We start from the raw sequence: 15,640 nt of genomic DNA on the forward strand, positions 1-15,640 counted from the left end.
GGGTTTATGCTGGAAATATTCGCTTTTAACAGCAATGCTCGAACAAACCCGCCCTACCCCACTAGTATCTACTTTAGATTTTAGAATGAAATTCCCTAAAATTTATGTACGCTAAAGAACTAATTCAATGCTATGAGGCTGGCGAGAGAGATTTCAAAGGTGTTGTCTTAGATGATGAAGATCTAAGTGGGCAAGATTTAAACGGTATTGATTTTGAAGGTGCTAGTCTAGCTCGTGTTAATTTCGACCAAACCTGTTTGTCAGGGGCAAATCTATGTAATGTAGATTTGAGAGGTGTAAGATTATTTGAATCTGGATGGAATGATGCAAATCTAAGAGGAGCTAATTTAGAAAATGCCGACATATCATTTTCTTCATTTGAAAATTCTAATCTTCGAGAAGCAAACTTAAAAGGAATTAAATTACATCGGGTTGACTTAACCAGAACTAACTTGCAGGGAGCTGATTTTAGTGAAGCCAAGGTAGACTATAGTGATTTCAGTGGATGTCTTTATGACTCAGAAACTATTTTTGACGATTGTATCTATGAGTCAGGCTATGAGTCTCTGACTGGTGAGGAGATTTATGGGAAGTTAGCCACAATCGCAATATCGATCGAGGCAGGGGCTAATTTACAGAAAAGCGATTTAAGAAACACAGATCTAAGTGATGTCGATCTAAGTGAAGTCAATCTAAGCGATGCTAATCTTCAATATGCAGATCTAAGTGATGTCGATCTAAGTGAAGCAAATCTAAGCAATGCTAATCTTCAGTATGCAGATCTGAGCAGATCTGTTCTCTTCCAAGCAAATCTCGAAAATGCCGATCTAGATTATGCAGATCTAACAGATGCAGATCTCGAACAAGCTAATCTTGCTAATGCTCAAACTCGCATGGCTACCTTTTGCAATACAACTATGCCAGATGGAACTATTCGAGATGATGGATGTGCAGACGAAGAGGAAGAGCTTGATGATGAGCAAGAGGAATAAATTTAAATAGAAATATTATAGATTGATATTCTTCGTAATATAAATAGGTAGTGACTGCGATGATTCAACTACAGGAAAAAACAACAACTAATACTTGGAGAAAGGCTGATTGGGAGACATATATCTCGACGATCGATCCCCCCGATCGCGAACAAAATCAAGGCTACTACTATAGCGGCTACATGAGGATTGAGGATATGCCAACAGGTGCCGACCATGCTAGTGATAATGGACTTATTTATTTAGCAGTTACATTATTCTGCATGATCAAAGGAATTCCAATTCAAGGTTTAATTGGCTGTAGCTATCGTAAAGTTGAAGTTAGAGAATGTCAGCCAGATATTTCGTTCTATATTGGCGATCGAGCTAATTTAGCACCAACAGGTAAATCTGTTGTTAATCTAGACGAACAAGCTATTCCAAACTTAGTGATTGAGATTTCTAATACTACTTTTGAAGACGATCTTGGTGCGAAACGCTTGTTATATGAAGAAATGGGTATTTCTGAATATTGGGTAGTAGACGTGCAAAATTCTCTAATTTATGCTTTTGAAATGTTCGATGGCGGAGCCTCTCCTTCGGAGTATCGAGGTAGCAAACGCATCGACACATCGTTAGTATTGCCGGGACTATCGATCGCTACGATTACCGAAGCATTAAACCTCAGCAAAGAACAAGACCAATCTCAAGTTGGTAAATGGCTGATGAGTCAATTTCAAGGATAATAACTAAACTCATATTAGGATAAAGATCGTGTCACAACGTCAAAATATTTCTACCGGATCGAAATGGGAACCAATCATCGGTTATTCCCGCGCTGTCAAAATTGGTAACACCATCCACGTCTCCGGTACCACCGCCTCCAACGCCGCAGGCGAACTAGTCGGTATCGGTGATGTTTACGCCCAAACCAAACAAATCATCCTCAATATAGAATCTGCCCTCCAACAAGCCGGAGCCAGCCTCTCAGATGTCGTTCGCACCCGCATCTACTGCACAAATATCGACGAATGGGAACTCATCGGCAAAGCCCACGGCGAATTCTTCAGCGAAATCCGCCCCACTACCGCCATGGTAGAAGTCAGCCGCCTGATTTCCCCCGATATTCTGATCGAAATCGAAGCTGAAGCGATCGTGCAGGATTAGTCATTAGCCGAGATCTTACCCACCCCGCCCTACGGGCACCCCTCCTGGGAGGGGATTTCGCCCCTATTTCCTACCCTCTACTCTCTACTCTCTACTCCCTTAGCCATGAATAGCCAAATCTCCAGCATCTCTGGTACCGCCATCCCCTTGACAGGCAACGACATCGATACCGATCGCATTATTCCCGCCCGATTCCTCCGCTGCGTCACCTTCGACGGCTTGGGTGCTAGCGTATTTGAAGACGATCGCACTCAACTCAAAGGCGAACACCCTTTCGATTTACCCCAATTCCAAGGTGCAAACATTTTAGTTGTAAATAGCAATTTCGGCTGCGGTTCTAGTCGCGAACACGCACCTCAAGCCCTGGCTAAATGGGGCATCAAATTAATTATCGGTGAAAGCTTCTCCGAAATCTTCTTTGGCAACTGCGTCGCGATGGGCATCCCCTGTCTGACGGCAAATCCCGCCACTACTACCCGCCTGCAAGAGATCTTGCGGGATAAGCCCAAAACTCCAGTTACAGTCGATCTCAACGCTTTACAGGTACAATGTGGTGACTTTACCGCTCCTGTATCGATCGGTGAAGGCTCCCGTCAGCAATTAACCAACGGCACCTGGGATGCTTGCGGACAATTGGTAGCCAATTTAGCTCGGACGAAAGTTACAGCAGCAAAGCTACCTTATGTTGCTTGGTAATAAGCGGGCTGGGGACGGGAAGACGCTTGCGTCCAAGCTCTCAATTCTCTAACTTCTACACCCTAAGTCGGCAATTGCCAGCGTTCGGACTCGACATGCTCGATCGAAAAAGAGTTACCGCAGCCGCAAACAGTAGTAGCCAGGGGGTTTTCAAACCGGAAGCCTCCGCCCATGAGATCTTCGGAATAATCTAACTTGAGATGCTCTAAATATCCTAAGTGTTGACCATCGATTAATACCGAGATTCCGTCTACCTCATAAACCCTGTCGGTTTCGGCAATCGAGTCTGCAAGATCGATCGTGTAGTAAAATTTTTCGCAGCCCCCATTGCCAAAACTGACTCGAAATTTACTCTCAGGTCGAGCGCGTACTGTTTGCATTCTGTGGATTTCGGCGATTGCTGCTTTGCTAATCTCAATCATTGCTTATATCGATCGGGTCTATAAAAATAACCCTATTCCCTCACAAGTGAGGGAATCATAGGGAATGAAGATCGCTAATATAACGCTTAGCTGTTGTTTCTGGCATAGTCGTCTTCAAACCGGACGATATCATCTTCACCTAAATACTCACCATTTTGGACTTCGATGATTACTAACGGAATCACGCCAGGATTTTCGAGACGGTGCTTGGTGCAAGCAGGTACATAGGTAGACTGATTGCTGTGGAGAATTTCTGTTTTCTCGTCGCAAGTTACCATCGCAGTGCCGCAGACCACGATCCAGTGTTCGCTGCGGTGGTAGTGCATTTGCAGGCTGAGGCGATGTCCTGGCTTGACTTCGATCCGCTTAATTTTGTGTCCTCTGCCTTCTTCAAGGATTGTAAATGAACCCCACGGACGCAATTCTGTGGCGGCGACAGTATTTGTAGGCAATGGTGGTGCGGGGATGAGAGTACTTGTTTTGGTTGGAGTCATAAATATAGGAAGTAGTGAATTCTGAGGATCGGGCGATCGAACTGAGCGGATTAGCCACTAACTACTGTATCAAGAGTGGTAGATGTTCCGAATCGACAAATATACCGATCTACCGAGTTAAAATAACGCTCGTGTAAGAGTTTAGGACTCTTTAATCACAAAATAGCATCTTCTTTGCGTTCGCGTAGTGTCTCTAAAAGACAATTGATTTGCTCTTAGCAAGTGTTATTTGCCCAATCTTAGCTCAAAACTCACCTAATTCACTCAGCTAGATCTGAGATTAATTCGTCGATGAATATTCGCTCGAAGCTCGCATTTGAAAGGCAGACGATAGAGGGTAGAGGGTAGGACTGAAAATGCTAGTATTTTTTCCACTCCCTACTCTCTATCCTTGACCAATAACTTATAACTAGCAACTTAGGTTAATAAATATAAATCCACACTGGAATCATCGCGAGGAAAATCAACGTACTGACAATAATGCTACTAGCGACCAGATTGCCATTAAGATTGTACTCCTCAGCCAGAATCAATCCGGCAAAAGCGCACGGCATCCCTGACATTAGTACCAAACCCAAGCGGGGATCGCCTCTCATGCCCATTGTTGTGATTGCAATCCCCACGATGGTCGGCATGACGATCGTTTTGACGATCGCGGGTAATAATGCTAGTTTTAGACTTTGCCAGCCTTGGATCTGGCTCAAGCGAATGCCCATCAGGATAAAAGCTCCCGGAATTACCACCCAAATCGAGGCATGAAGGCTGGTTTCGACAACATTTGGTATCTGCCAGCTCCGAGTGAGCGAACCTAGTGCGAAGCCCCACAGAGAGGGCACTCGGAGCAGATCTTGAAACTGCGTCCACCAGCGATTGGTGGCAGCACCTTGGCGACCGTAATAACTAGAGACGATTACTCCTAAGCCATAAGTCCCAAAAACATTTTGGGTGACGCTATATAGCACCGCCCAACTTAAGTCTGTTTCGGAGACAAAAAAGGGGACGATCGCCAAACCGACAAAACCAGTATTACCCAGCATCGAAGAGATCAGTAAACTGCCTTTGAGTCCGGGTGGTGCTGGTTCTGGCTGTAATTTTTGCCAAATCTGGAGACTGAGCCATCCCAATCCTAAGCCCAAAAGTAGCGAACCGATGGTAATTGCTGGTGCTAATTGGGCGCGTTCGTCAAAGGTAGTCTGACGAGCTAGCGAGAAAATTTCGATCGGCACTCCGATCCAATATAGTCCGCGTCCGAGCCAATATGGAAAAGAAGTAGGCAAAAACCTTACCGAAACAATACCTAGCCCCGTCCAACCAATTAGCGGCGCGTAGGCATCAACGAGACGATCGAGCATTAAATGGTTACTATTGGCTGCTTAGTTGTTTGACGACACCCATGTCTTTAATGTACCAGCTATCTTTCTGACGGACAAAATTGTATTGAACCAGCAGTTGTTTGGAATAAGAATTATTCGGATTCAATTGCGTTCCTTGATAGTAGCGAGCATTTTCTTCTACTCTGGCCTGGATGGTGGCGACGTTCGCGCGGGGATTGGGTTGAGAAATCGACGAGATGCCAATATTCTGATGCTCGTACTGCCAATGTACGCCATCTGCCTTAGCTGTTTTGGCACGATCGAGCGCGCTAGACAATGCTGGCTCGGCCAACACAGCTTCTAATTGGGCGACTTGATGTTCTGGCCCCATCGATTTGGTTTTCGCACTCAGCCATTTCTCGATCGTCTGTTTGGCAATCTCGCTAGTCAACACGCCATCGCTGGGTGGTAGTTGTGGCGACGCGGGTGCAGGTGGTGATGGCACTGCTATCTGTGGAGATCGATCTGGACGCGGATTGTCTGGAGATGTGGCAACCGATGGGGTAGAGATGCGATTACTCACAGCTTGGAAGGCAGTTCCCGCCAACCAAGCCGTTCCCCACAAAAAGCCTACTCCACCCGTGCCGACCAATAAAATGCGCGGAATGTTGGGTCTGCGGCGAACCCGACGGGGGCGAACGAGCGTGCTGGACTTATGACTAGTTTTGGCTAGTTGTCCGGATTTGCTCGCTGGTACTAGTTGGCTGGATGTCTGGATGGTAATTGTCGGGAGCGGTTCGTTCGGATAAAGTTGCTCGAATTGGCCGTCGATCGTCCGTGCGGTAGGCATCGATCGACGGCGTTGACGTTCGCGCTCGAACTGAATCACATTAGTGTCTGGCTCGTTGTTAGGATCTAGTGGCAGCGGCTCTGGAACTAGTGGGAGTGGCTGTTCGACGCGCACGGCAGGGGTAATATTGCCAATGCCGATCCGATCTGGAGGGGTTTGCAATACAGTATTGAGCGAGTTGGGTCGGCGCAGGCTAGATCTGGTTGAATAGGTAGCTGTAACTGGCTCTACGATCTCCCTGGTTGTAGAGCGATCGAAGTCCATCGCTCCCGACAGATCGCCAGAGGGCGGTACGTCGATCAGTTTGGGTGTATCGTCTGCCCAACTCGTGACGCGGCGATCGGTCGCAGGTACTCGATCGACAAAATCTTGGACGTCTCGATCGTTAAAATAAGCTTCCAGCGAAGGATCGCTGGTGAGTAAATCGCGGAAGCAGGGAAAAGCTTCATCTTTCAACCACGATTCGATATACCAGCACAAGCCTCTAATAAAATTGGACAATCCTTGCGATTGTTGGCGGATCGTCAATAGCGGGGCTGATTCTGGGGCCGAAACCAGGATTTGGTTGGCTTCTTCGGTTTGACCCAATAGGAGGGCGCAAATTGCTTGCTCGATCGCCACATCGATGCGTTGACTGAGCCGATACTGCAAGATTTGTTGGGCGGTGTAGATCGATTGGGGATTGCGATAGGTAAAGCCTTGGGCGATCAGTGCGTGGACGTGTAAGTACGTACATGCCAATTGCATGACATTCAACGCCGTCGCCCCTCGATCGGAATCTCGCGCTAACTGACTGAATAAATTGCGTTGTTCGGCAGCAGTCAGGTGGGGCAGAGTTTCGTGGATGAAAGGGATCGCGCTCTCGCTATTGAGTGCAAAACGTTCTTGACATTTAACCTCATTCGTGCAAGCACTATCGAGCAATTCTTCGAGGAATTGAATCCCCTGCCGCCGCTGTTCGTGGCGATCGAGTGGTAACGAGACTAGCGATGCGATCCGATACGGACGCAATCGATCGAGCCGCCTGTCGATTTCACCTTGAATTTGTGGAAATAAATCTTCTTGAATCAGAATTTTCTTGGCAGTTTCAAGGTGAATTACAGCTTCTTCGTGGCAGCCATCTCGCCATTCGCGCTCGCCCAATTGCCAAAATGAGGAAACCATCGCCAGAACGATATCTGGCTTGAGGGGGATGATATGAGTGCCGTTGGCAGTCTGTTTGACTTTGGCCAATGGCACTGGTTCGTGGCGAGCTGTGGAGGCTTTGAGATTGCCGCTGGGAGTCACGGCAATCTGTGGCTGGGGATGCAGGCTCCCACTATTACTACTGCGCCCGTTATTACCCAGGTAGGGCATACAAATACTATTAATTTCCTCATACTCACCCAGCTCGAATAGAATCAGCAATCCGCCCAAAAAGTGTTCGGCGGCGATGTCCAGCTCTGGACGCAGGTGTAAGGAATTAGCCGCAAAGTTGCTCGCATCGCCAGCGGGAGCGTCTGCTTCGATTTGAAGCCTCTCGATCTGACTTTGTTGATATCGTTCCCGTTGCTGTGGATCGCTTAATACCTCATAAGCCACAGTAATCAGCCGTTTGCGAGATTCGATCGCAGCATCAGAGTATTCTTGCTGGGGCAATTGAAGCAAGCGATCTTGATATGCCTGCTCTAGCTCCGATAGATCGCTCTCGGGTATGCCCAAAATCTGATAATAATCAAGCGGGATTCGCACAGTTCACCTATACACACCATGAACGACACAGTTAACAGTTATCGACTTTAGCTCGGAAAATAGACTAGTTTAGCAACCGATCGTGCTATTGCTGCTGGTGGGATTGGTGCCGTCGATGCACGCCCGCACTAGAGACTAGATTACGCTAAAAGTTAACGAAATCTGAGCTTGTTGAAAACCTACGAATAAACATAACATAACATCACAACTTTCGATCGATACGGCTACAATCGACCGCTAGGCAATTATTTAACGTAAGTTGCCAGCTAGATCGAGAGTTAGGAATTGGGTAAAGGCTAGAGGGCAATCAGTTCTAAACATGTGTTCGAGTTTTACGGCTGGCTCTCCAGCGACGCCAATTTCGGTGCGTCAATAAGCGACCCGATCTAATCTATAATTTTTGCCATGGCAGTTCTAGTGCAAGTTACTAGTAGTCTACGGCGCAAATAAGGTTACTATTTTGCAGGGAGCGGGGAAAGAAATGGTTGGTTAATTTCTGCCGCATAGTACTAGTTATTAGTGTGTGTAGAGGGTAAAGGGTAGTTAAAAAATGCTAGCATTTTTCCCGCTTTCTACTCCCTACGCCCTACCTTCTAGCCTCTAAATCCTATAACTAGCAACTTAGGTGACTAGCCACTCTGCCCCAAATAGGGGACAATATCGATCGCATACAAGTGGATAAAACAAACTAATGGTTCAAGAGAGAACTTTACCCGCATTTGAGCCAAAGTCGGGAGAAATCACCAAAGCAGAAGGCTTGATGTTATACCGCGATACGATCCTCGGTCGTTTTTTTGAGGATAAATGTGCGGAAATGTACTATCGAGGCAAAATGTTTGGTTTTGTCCATCTGTACAATGGGCAAGAAGCCGTATCTTCCGGCGTAATTAAAGCGATGCGTCCCGGACAGGACTATGTTTCTAGCACCTACCGCGATCACGTTCACGCCCTCAGTGCTGGCGTCCCACCGCGCGAAGTGATGGCCGAATTATTTGGCAAGGAGACTGGCTGTAGCAAAGGGCGTGGCGGCTCTATGCACATGTTTTCGGCAGAACATCGGTTATTGGGCGGTTATGCTTTTGTAGCTGAAGGGATTCCCGTCGCGACGGGTGCTGCTTTTGCCAGTAAATATCGCCGCGAGGCTTTGGGAGATGCCAGTTCCGATTTGGTTTCGGCTTGTTTCTTTGGCGATGGTGCGGCCAATAACGGACAATTCTTTGAGTGTCTGAATATGGCAGCATTGTGGAAGTTGCCGATGATTTATGTCGTCGAGAATAATAAGTGGGCGATTGGGATGTCTCACGAACGTGCTACCTCCGTACCGGAAATTTATACTAAAGGTGCTGCCTTTGGGATGCACGGGGTGCAAGTCGATGGCATGGACGTATTGGCCGTTTATAGCGTCGCTAAAGAGGCTGTTGCCCGCGCGCGGGCTGGGGAAGGGCCGACTCTAATCGAAGCCCTCACGTACCGTTTTCGCGGCCACTCCTTGGCAGATCCCGACGAACTCCGACCTAGGGAAGAAAAAGATTTCTGGTTCGCTCGCGACCCGATTAAGAAATTAGCTAATTATTTAATTGCCGAAGGTTTGGCAACAGCCGACGAACTTGCCGCACTCGATCGCGAAATTCAAGATTTAGTCGATGATTCGGTAGAGTTTGCCGAAAACAGTCCGGAACCCGATCCCCGCGAACTGCGTCGGTACATTTTTGCTGAGGATTAGGTTTAGGGGGTAGGCGTTAGGTTTTAGGTTTTAGGCTTTAGGCTTTAGGCTTTAGGCAAAAGACACAAGGTTTTAGGCAGAAGGCTGTGGAACTGCGTTCTCTGGTTTATCCCGTCCCGTCGCCCCCTCTCGCCATCCACCCACATCCACCCTTGAGAGATTCGATACAACTTCAGGCGGCTGAATAAAATTGGCCTATGTGCAAAAAACTGTCACGTTTGTTGCTGTTACTATTGTGCGGTTGCACCCATACACCGATCGAGTCATCGGCACAAAGTCAGACTCAGGCACCGCTACCAAATCTGACGGCAGTGATGCAAGCGCAGACAGTGGAAATTTATAATGATTGGAACGGATATTCAGATATCACCCCAATTTTACGTCGTTATAAGTTACGCCTAGAGCGACAAAAATTCGTGGGCAACGCACATATTGCTGTCGGTGGCTATGGTGCCGCTGGAATTCATCAACAGCAAACAACCAGAGTAGCAATCCCCGCAGATGTAAGTAAAAAATTTTTAGCAACACTAGCACAAACGCCGCTGCAAGTTGGGGTTTATCAACCGAGAAACTTGCGGCATGATGACTATCCCTCAATCGAGATTAAAGTTATCATATCGCCGCAGCAACAAGTAACCTTTAGTTCGCGCTCTCAGGCGAGCAACTATATCCCATGGAAAGTAACAGTTACCCGCGCAAATACGACCGCTGCGTATATTAGTAATTCACCCATCCCCGATCGGGCACTACAAGTACTCAAACCTTATCTGGCTAGTTCGGGGATCGATCGAATTATCGAGCAACGGCGATATAAACGCAAAAAATAGACTTCCTGCGCTTGTCAGCGGTGAACTGCGATGAGAGCCTAGAGGGTAGTTATACAGAATGAAGATTGCGTTTGTAATCGACTAAAAAATAGTAGGACGATCGGTAAAGCTCGATCTAAATAATGCCAAAGGAACCAAATCATTATTCGGCAACTCCTTAACTCCAAGCTGTAAAATTCACTGTCATACAGCGATCCTAAATAATTCATGAGAATCTCTATTCTATTTTCTGCACCCTCTGCGCCTAGAGCGGTTAAAAATAGATCGAGATCGAATCTCACAAATGATTTAGAATTGCTATAGTTTCGATCTCCGTAACTTGAGCGAGCACATCGTATGCTACCAATTGCCCCAGATACTCTTTTGCAGCAACGTTACCGCATCCTCAACATCCTAGAAGAGGGAGGATTGGTGCGGACATATCTCGCGACCGATCGCCAATATCCCGATGCCTATTACTCGATCGAGGAATTGACTCCTTTTTCGCAATTTTCTAGTGCTGTAGTCAAAGCCAAAGAGCTTTTTAAGCACGAAGCCACTTTACTCGAACGGCTCGATCTGCCGCAGTTGCCCCGCTTTTGGACGACGTTTGAAGAACAAAATCGCCTCTTTTTAGTGCGAGATTATATTCAGGGCAAAACCTACGGTCAAATTTTGGCAGAACATCGCGATCTGGGGACGGTGTTGAGCGAAAGTGAAGTCTGGCAGTTGTTATTAAAAATTTTGCCAGCAATCGGGTACATTCACACTCAAGGCGTCATCCATCGCGATATCTGCCCCGAACATATCGTGCGCCGCCAGAGCGATGGCTTGCCCGTACTTATCGACTTTGGCATTGTCAAAGAATTTGCCAATCAACTCCAAGCGGTGCCTTTCAATGGTGGCGTTTCTGTAGGGCGCACGGGCTACGTACCCAGCGAACAAATCCACGGCGGTCGAGTTTATCCTCATAGCGATCTTTACGCCCTAGCAGTAACGGCGATCGTCTTATTAACTGGTAAAGAACCTAGTGCTCTGTTTGAAAACGAGCGGATGAACTGGGACTGGCGCAGATGGACGCAAATCGACGATCGATTTGCCAATTGCCTGAGCAAAATGTTGAGTCCCAATCCCGAAGATCGCTACCAATCCGCCGCCGAAGTCGAAAGCGATCTGCGTGCCGTTGCCAGTCCCACTCCACAACCGATCGATCTGCCACCAATCGTCCCCAATCGTCTTTCTGCTGTGCCCACCGTTGCCGTCGGCGGTAAAGTTCCGCCCGCTGCTGACGGTGCGCAAACGGCAATTACCAATCTCGAACGCAAATCGATCTGGGAAAAGCCGCAAGTATTTATTCCAGTGGGAATTCTTATTTCCCTCTTGGCTGGTTTTGGCTCCTGGTTTGGCGTGAGCCAACTCCTACACCGTGAATCTTCAGATCCAGTTGCCACCACGCCACCCAAACAGATCGACTTTAACAATCCCACAATTCCGACCGATACTACCAACCCCAGCCCTACTAACAGCGATGCGATCCAACCAGAAATGGATCGACCGATTTTCAGAGAGGGCATGGTGAGCACCGAGAACTCTGTCAAATATCGAGTTGCCGCGCTAGCTGGTCAAAATCTAGATATTCAGCTAGTTTTTGCTGGCAGTCAAACCAGTTCCGCTCCCTCAACATCTACCGCATCGACGACAAATCCGGCAACATCGCTTTCTAGTCCGAGCGCGAGCATGTCGCCCAGCCCGAGTACGACCAATGATGCTCAGTCCCAGAATCCACCCATCTCCGTGCCGACGATGGCCGCAACTCAAGTCCTAATGACGATTCTGACGCCAACTGGCAGCCCGATCGATTCGCAAGCCGATCGGGTAGTTGGTTGGCGCGGATCGGTGCCCACCACAGGCGAATACACGATCGAGTTGCGCCCGATTCAAGGCTTAAAGGGTAATGCCTTTCCATACAAACTCAGCGTCACTCAAATTGCCGCTATCCCTTCACCCACATCCACTGTCCCTAGTACGCCCATCCCAGACGCGACAGCCATCCCAGACGCGACAGTCACGCCAGCCGTACCAGTGCCCGACGATAGTAGTGGCATCGATCCGACACCTAATACTAGCCCTAGCACGACTCAGCCCACAGACGACGGACTTCCCAGCTCTTTCCCCGCTCCCATCCCCAGCGTCTCGACCTCACCCAGCCCAACCGAAACCCTCAGCCCCAGACGCAATCGCCGCCGCAATCGCACGGAATCCTCAACTAGTTCCACCACTAGGCAACGCATACGGAACAACGAATCAAACGAAGGAGCAACTTCTACCCGTCGCCGCAGACGCAACCGCGTCGTCGAATCTAGCGACGAATCAACTGCCACTTCCACTCCTCGCCGCAGACGCAATCGCGTCGAATCTGGCAACCAGACAACTTCTACTTCAACTACCCGTCGCAGACGCAATCGGACGACTCAAGCCACACCGGAGTCGAGTTCATCTACAACAAATTCCGGCAATACTCAGCCTAGCAATACGCCCAGCCCCGAACCCTCCGTCGGCATCCCCGTACCCCCAGCCAAAACTAACACCTCACCGAATAGCGGGGTTACCGATACGGAATAGTGGATAGTGGATAGTGGACGCAAGCGTTTCCCCTTTCCCCCTTTCCCCCTCTCTCCCTCTCTCCCTCTCCCCCTCTCCCCAACACCTATCGACATGCTCCTGATCTCCAGTACCGACACAGAGGCGGGTAAAACCGCTCTTACAGCCACCTTGGCAGCATATGGGCGGAAGTATCGCCCGCAGCAAAATTGGGGGATTCTCAAGCCAATTCAGTGCGGTAATGGCGATCGAGAGTTTTATAGTCGGGTGTTCGATCGATCGATCGAGGATATCAATCCGATTTATTTAGCAGCTCCACTCGCACCCCCGATCGCCGCCGCACAAGCTGGGACTAATATCGAGCTGGGAGTGGCTTGGCAAGCTCTCCAGCGGATGCGTCAGCAATATGATTTCGTCTTGGTAGAAGGCATTGGGGGTTTAGGGACGCCGCTAACGGCGGAACTTGTGGTTGCAGATCTCGCAAGGGAGTGGCGATTGCCGACAGTTTTAGTCGTCCCAGTCAAACTCGGCGCGATCGGTTTAGCTGTGGCTAATGTGGCTTTAGCCAAACATTATAATGTTCAGTTACGTGGCATTGTCCTCAATTGTCCTGAGCCACTCTCAGACGCAGAAATCGCCAACTTTGCCCCAGCAGAGCTGATTCAATCGCTCACTAGCACTCCCGTTCTCGGTTGCCTTCCTTATTTGCCAAATCTGGAAGATCTCGACTTATTAGCCGCCGCCGCCGCCAATCTCGAATTGGAGGTATTATTACCAAATCTGGCTTACGGTGGGCGACAGGTGAGAGTTTAATGAAGGCAGAGGGCAGAGGGCAAAAGGCAAAGGGCAAAAGGGAAAAGGCAAAGGGCAAAGAAAATAAGACAGTTTACCCGTCTACCCATCCACCCATCTACCCATCTACCCATCTACCCATCCACCCATCTACTCCCTGCTTTTCAAACAGTTCCCGATGCGTTTTGACATAATTACCTTATTTCCCGAATTTTTTACCTCCCCCCTTGGTTGTGGCTTGATGGCAAAAGCCTTAGCCAAACAGATTGCGTCGGTACATGTTACCAATCCGCGCGATTTTACATTCGATCGACACCACAAGGTCGATGATGAGTCTTATGGGGGTGGCGTGGGGATGGTGATCAAGCCAGAACCGATTTTTGCAGCGGTGGAGTCGTTGCCGCATTTCGATCGTTCTCAGGTATTACTAATGAGTCCTCAAGGCGAAAAGATCGATCGAGCCTTATTTGAGGAATTACAGAATAATTGCGATCGATTGGTGTTAATTTGCGGTCATTATGAAGGGATCGACGAGCGGGTAATGAATATTGTCGATCGCGAAATTTCTTTAGGTGATTTCGTGTTGACTTGTGGCGAAATTCCCGCGCTCACCCTGATTAATGGCATCACGCGATTGTTACCTGGAACTGTCGGTAAAGTAGAATCTCTCAAAGCCGATAGTTTTGAAGATGGCTTACTCGATTACCCGCACTATACGCGTCCGCCAGAATTTCGCGGGTGGCGCGTGCCTGATGTCCTAATGTCTGGCAATCACGAAAAAATCGCCCAATGGCGACATCAACAACAACTCGATCGTACCCAGGCAAAACGTCCCGATCTATATACTAAATGGCTAGAAAATACTTGAGCATCAAAGGAGTGTTGGCAGTTATTGCCATTAATTATTCCTAGATGACCTTGAATTTTCCCAGATCTTTACCGTATACCCGATCGCCACATCAATAGATCGATCTTTCAAACCACTTACTAGTTGAGCTTATGCGGACACCGATTGAATTACCGGATCATCGCGGTCTGATTTGTGGTTTTTTACTATGCCCTCAATTACCGCCACAGCAACTAGAATGGGACGCCCTAGCAGAAGAATTAGGCACTGCCGATCGCTTAATCTGGTTGCATTTCAATCTCGCTGATGTCCGCGCTCGCACCTGGATTTCTAATTGCGAGTATATCCCAGCAGTGGCTAGAGAGATGTTGTTAGATTCAGCGCCACATATTCAAATAGAATCGCTTAAAGATGGTTTTGTAGGTATATTAGGCGACTTACATTATCAATTTGATGCCGAGCCAGATAGTTTGGGGTTGGTACGGATCTATCTCGATCGGGGGTGTCTGATTTCTGTGCGCGGACGACCTCTCAAAGCGACCGATCGATTGCGGTTAGCTCTGCTGCATGGAGAGCAGATCGAGACATCCATCGATCTGTTGGTGCATTTACTAGAATACATGACCGAGATATTTAGTAGTGTGACGATCGATATTCGTGAGGTGGTAGATGAGATCGAAGACCAGCTTCTCAAAGGAAATTTTCAAGATAAACGTGGGGAAATAGGCACCGCACGTAGAGGTTTGGCTAGATTGCGCCGTCACCTCACTGGCAACCGACAGGCATTATCTCAACGGTTGATACCCCGTTTACCAGCTTGGTGCCGAGAAATCGATGTTTCGGAACTTCGCCGCAATCTCGAACGATTAGATGCCGTCATTCAGGATTTAGAATTAGTTCAGGAGCGCGCGAGATTACTTCAAGAAGAAATTGCTGGGCAACTTCAAGAGACTGTCAACCAGAACTTGTATATGTTGTCGATCGTCACTACTATCTTTTTACCCATTACCTTGATTACAGGGATATTTGGCATGAATGTTGGTGGTATGCCTTGGACACAAGAGCCAATCGGTTTCTGGTGGGCAATCTTGACGATGGTCGTTACCTTGTCGATGACTTTGTTTCTATTACGGCGACAGCAATTATTCTAATCGCTGTTCGATACTCACGAAAAAGCCTTCTCCTGTTAGAGAAGGCTCGATTTTGTCTTAACGATCTGATGATTTC

General features: G+C 48.1%; 14 protein-coding genes. 10 read left to right on the forward strand and 4 right to left on the reverse strand.

Annotated elements, in window-relative coordinates:
* Positions 1-104: 104 nt before the first annotated feature.
* The 4 genes from CHA6605_RS16135 (at position 105) to leuD (ending at position 2,834) form a co-directional block, all read left to right on the forward strand.
* Complete coding sequence (locus CHA6605_RS16135; RefSeq protein ID WP_015160484.1) at positions 105-992, forward strand: pentapeptide repeat-containing protein; 888 nt, start codon at positions 105-107, stop codon at positions 990-992.
* Positions 993-1,051: 59 nt separating this feature from the next.
* On the forward strand, positions 1,052-1,717 hold the full coding sequence (locus tag CHA6605_RS16140; protein WP_015160485.1) for a Uma2 family endonuclease: 666 nt from the start codon (positions 1,052-1,054) through the stop codon (positions 1,715-1,717).
* Between the two features lie 28 nt (positions 1,718-1,745).
* Complete coding sequence (locus tag CHA6605_RS16145; RefSeq protein ID WP_015160486.1) at positions 1,746-2,138, forward strand: RidA family protein; 393 nt, start codon at positions 1,746-1,748, stop codon at positions 2,136-2,138.
* 105 nt (positions 2,139-2,243) lie between these two features.
* Positions 2,244-2,834 carry a 3-isopropylmalate dehydratase small subunit gene (gene leuD, locus CHA6605_RS16150; RefSeq protein WP_015160487.1) on the forward strand — a complete coding sequence of 197 codons (591 nt, stop codon included), beginning with the start codon at positions 2,244-2,246 and terminating at the stop codon, positions 2,832-2,834.
* A gap of 62 nt (positions 2,835-2,896) precedes the next feature.
* Here the strand turns inward: leuD and CHA6605_RS16155 are convergent, their stop codons facing one another.
* The 4 genes from CHA6605_RS16155 to CHA6605_RS16170 form a co-directional block, all read right to left on the reverse strand.
* Positions 2,897-3,256, reverse strand: coding sequence for a HesB/IscA family protein (locus CHA6605_RS16155; RefSeq protein WP_015160488.1), 360 nt, complete (start codon positions 3,254-3,256; stop codon positions 2,897-2,899).
* Between the two features lie 86 nt (positions 3,257-3,342).
* On the reverse strand, positions 3,343-3,750 hold the full coding sequence (locus CHA6605_RS16160; protein WP_015160489.1) for a phosphomannose isomerase type II C-terminal cupin domain: 408 nt from the start codon (positions 3,748-3,750) through the stop codon (positions 3,343-3,345).
* 422 nt (positions 3,751-4,172) lie between these two features.
* Positions 4,173-5,102: an AEC family transporter gene (locus tag CHA6605_RS16165; protein ID WP_015160490.1), complete on the reverse strand. Its 930-nt coding sequence runs from the start codon at positions 5,100-5,102 to the stop codon at positions 4,173-4,175.
* A 10-nt stretch (positions 5,103-5,112) separates the two neighbouring features.
* Positions 5,113-7,644 (reverse strand): IMS domain-containing protein, encoded by a 2,532-nt coding sequence (locus tag CHA6605_RS16170; RefSeq protein ID WP_015160491.1) that lies wholly within the window; start codon positions 7,642-7,644, stop codon positions 5,113-5,115.
* Between the two features lie 691 nt (positions 7,645-8,335).
* Between CHA6605_RS16170 and pdhA the strand changes: the two genes are divergently transcribed.
* The 6 genes from pdhA to CHA6605_RS16205 all read left to right on the forward strand — a co-directional run bounded on the left by pdhA (position 8,336) and on the right by CHA6605_RS16205 (position 15,564).
* A complete protein-coding gene (gene pdhA, locus CHA6605_RS16175; RefSeq protein ID WP_015160492.1) occupies positions 8,336-9,367 on the forward strand; it encodes a pyruvate dehydrogenase (acetyl-transferring) E1 component subunit alpha in 1,032 nt (343 codons plus the stop codon).
* Positions 9,368-9,564: 197 nt separating this feature from the next.
* Positions 9,565-10,194, forward strand: coding sequence for a hypothetical protein (locus CHA6605_RS16180; RefSeq protein ID WP_015160493.1), 630 nt, complete (start codon positions 9,565-9,567; stop codon positions 10,192-10,194).
* Positions 10,195-10,530: 336 nt separating this feature from the next.
* Entirely contained in the window at positions 10,531-12,795 is a 2,265-nt protein-coding gene (locus CHA6605_RS16190; protein WP_015160494.1) for a serine/threonine-protein kinase, read from the forward strand.
* 93 nt (positions 12,796-12,888) lie between these two features.
* Positions 12,889-13,587: a dethiobiotin synthase gene (gene bioD, locus CHA6605_RS16195; protein WP_015160495.1), complete on the forward strand. Its 699-nt coding sequence runs from the start codon at positions 12,889-12,891 to the stop codon at positions 13,585-13,587.
* A gap of 157 nt (positions 13,588-13,744) precedes the next feature.
* Positions 13,745-14,434: a tRNA (guanosine(37)-N1)-methyltransferase TrmD gene (trmD, locus tag CHA6605_RS16200; protein WP_015160496.1), complete on the forward strand. Its 690-nt coding sequence runs from the start codon at positions 13,745-13,747 to the stop codon at positions 14,432-14,434.
* A 131-nt stretch (positions 14,435-14,565) separates the two neighbouring features.
* On the forward strand, positions 14,566-15,564 hold the full coding sequence (locus CHA6605_RS16205) for a CorA family divalent cation transporter (protein WP_015160497.1): 999 nt from the start codon (positions 14,566-14,568) through the stop codon (positions 15,562-15,564).
* Positions 15,565-15,640: the final 76 nt, after the last annotated feature.

The organism is Chamaesiphon minutus PCC 6605, from assembly GCF_000317145.1.
GTDB lineage: Bacteria > Cyanobacteriota > Cyanobacteriia > Cyanobacteriales > Chamaesiphonaceae > Chamaesiphon > Chamaesiphon minutus.

Coding starts and splice junctions, on each gene's coding strand:
- CHA6605_RS16135 (WP_015160484.1), top strand. CDS start 105: ATGTACGCTAAAGAACTAATTCAATGCTATGAGGCTGGCGAGAGAGAT.
- CHA6605_RS16140 (WP_015160485.1), top strand. CDS start 1,052: ATGATTCAACTACAGGAAAAAACAACAACTAATACTTGGAGAAAGGCT.
- leuD (WP_015160487.1), top strand. CDS start 2,244: ATGAATAGCCAAATCTCCAGCATCTCTGGTACCGCCATCCCCTTGACA.
- CHA6605_RS16155 (WP_015160488.1), bottom strand. CDS start 3,256: ATGATTGAGATTAGCAAAGCAGCAATCGCCGAAATCCACAGAATGCAA.
- CHA6605_RS16160 (WP_015160489.1), bottom strand. CDS start 3,750: ATGACTCCAACCAAAACAAGTACTCTCATCCCCGCACCACCATTGCCT.
- CHA6605_RS16165 (WP_015160490.1), bottom strand. CDS start 5,102: ATGCTCGATCGTCTCGTTGATGCCTACGCGCCGCTAATTGGTTGGACG.
- pdhA (WP_015160492.1), top strand. CDS start 8,336: ATGGTTCAAGAGAGAACTTTACCCGCATTTGAGCCAAAGTCGGGAGAA.
- CHA6605_RS16180 (WP_015160493.1), top strand. CDS start 9,565: ATGTGCAAAAAACTGTCACGTTTGTTGCTGTTACTATTGTGCGGTTGC.
- CHA6605_RS16190 (WP_015160494.1), top strand. CDS start 10,531: ATGCTACCAATTGCCCCAGATACTCTTTTGCAGCAACGTTACCGCATC.
- bioD (WP_015160495.1), top strand. CDS start 12,889: ATGCTCCTGATCTCCAGTACCGACACAGAGGCGGGTAAAACCGCTCTT.
- trmD (WP_015160496.1), top strand. CDS start 13,745: ATGCGTTTTGACATAATTACCTTATTTCCCGAATTTTTTACCTCCCCC.
- CHA6605_RS16205 (WP_015160497.1), top strand. CDS start 14,566: ATGCGGACACCGATTGAATTACCGGATCATCGCGGTCTGATTTGTGGT.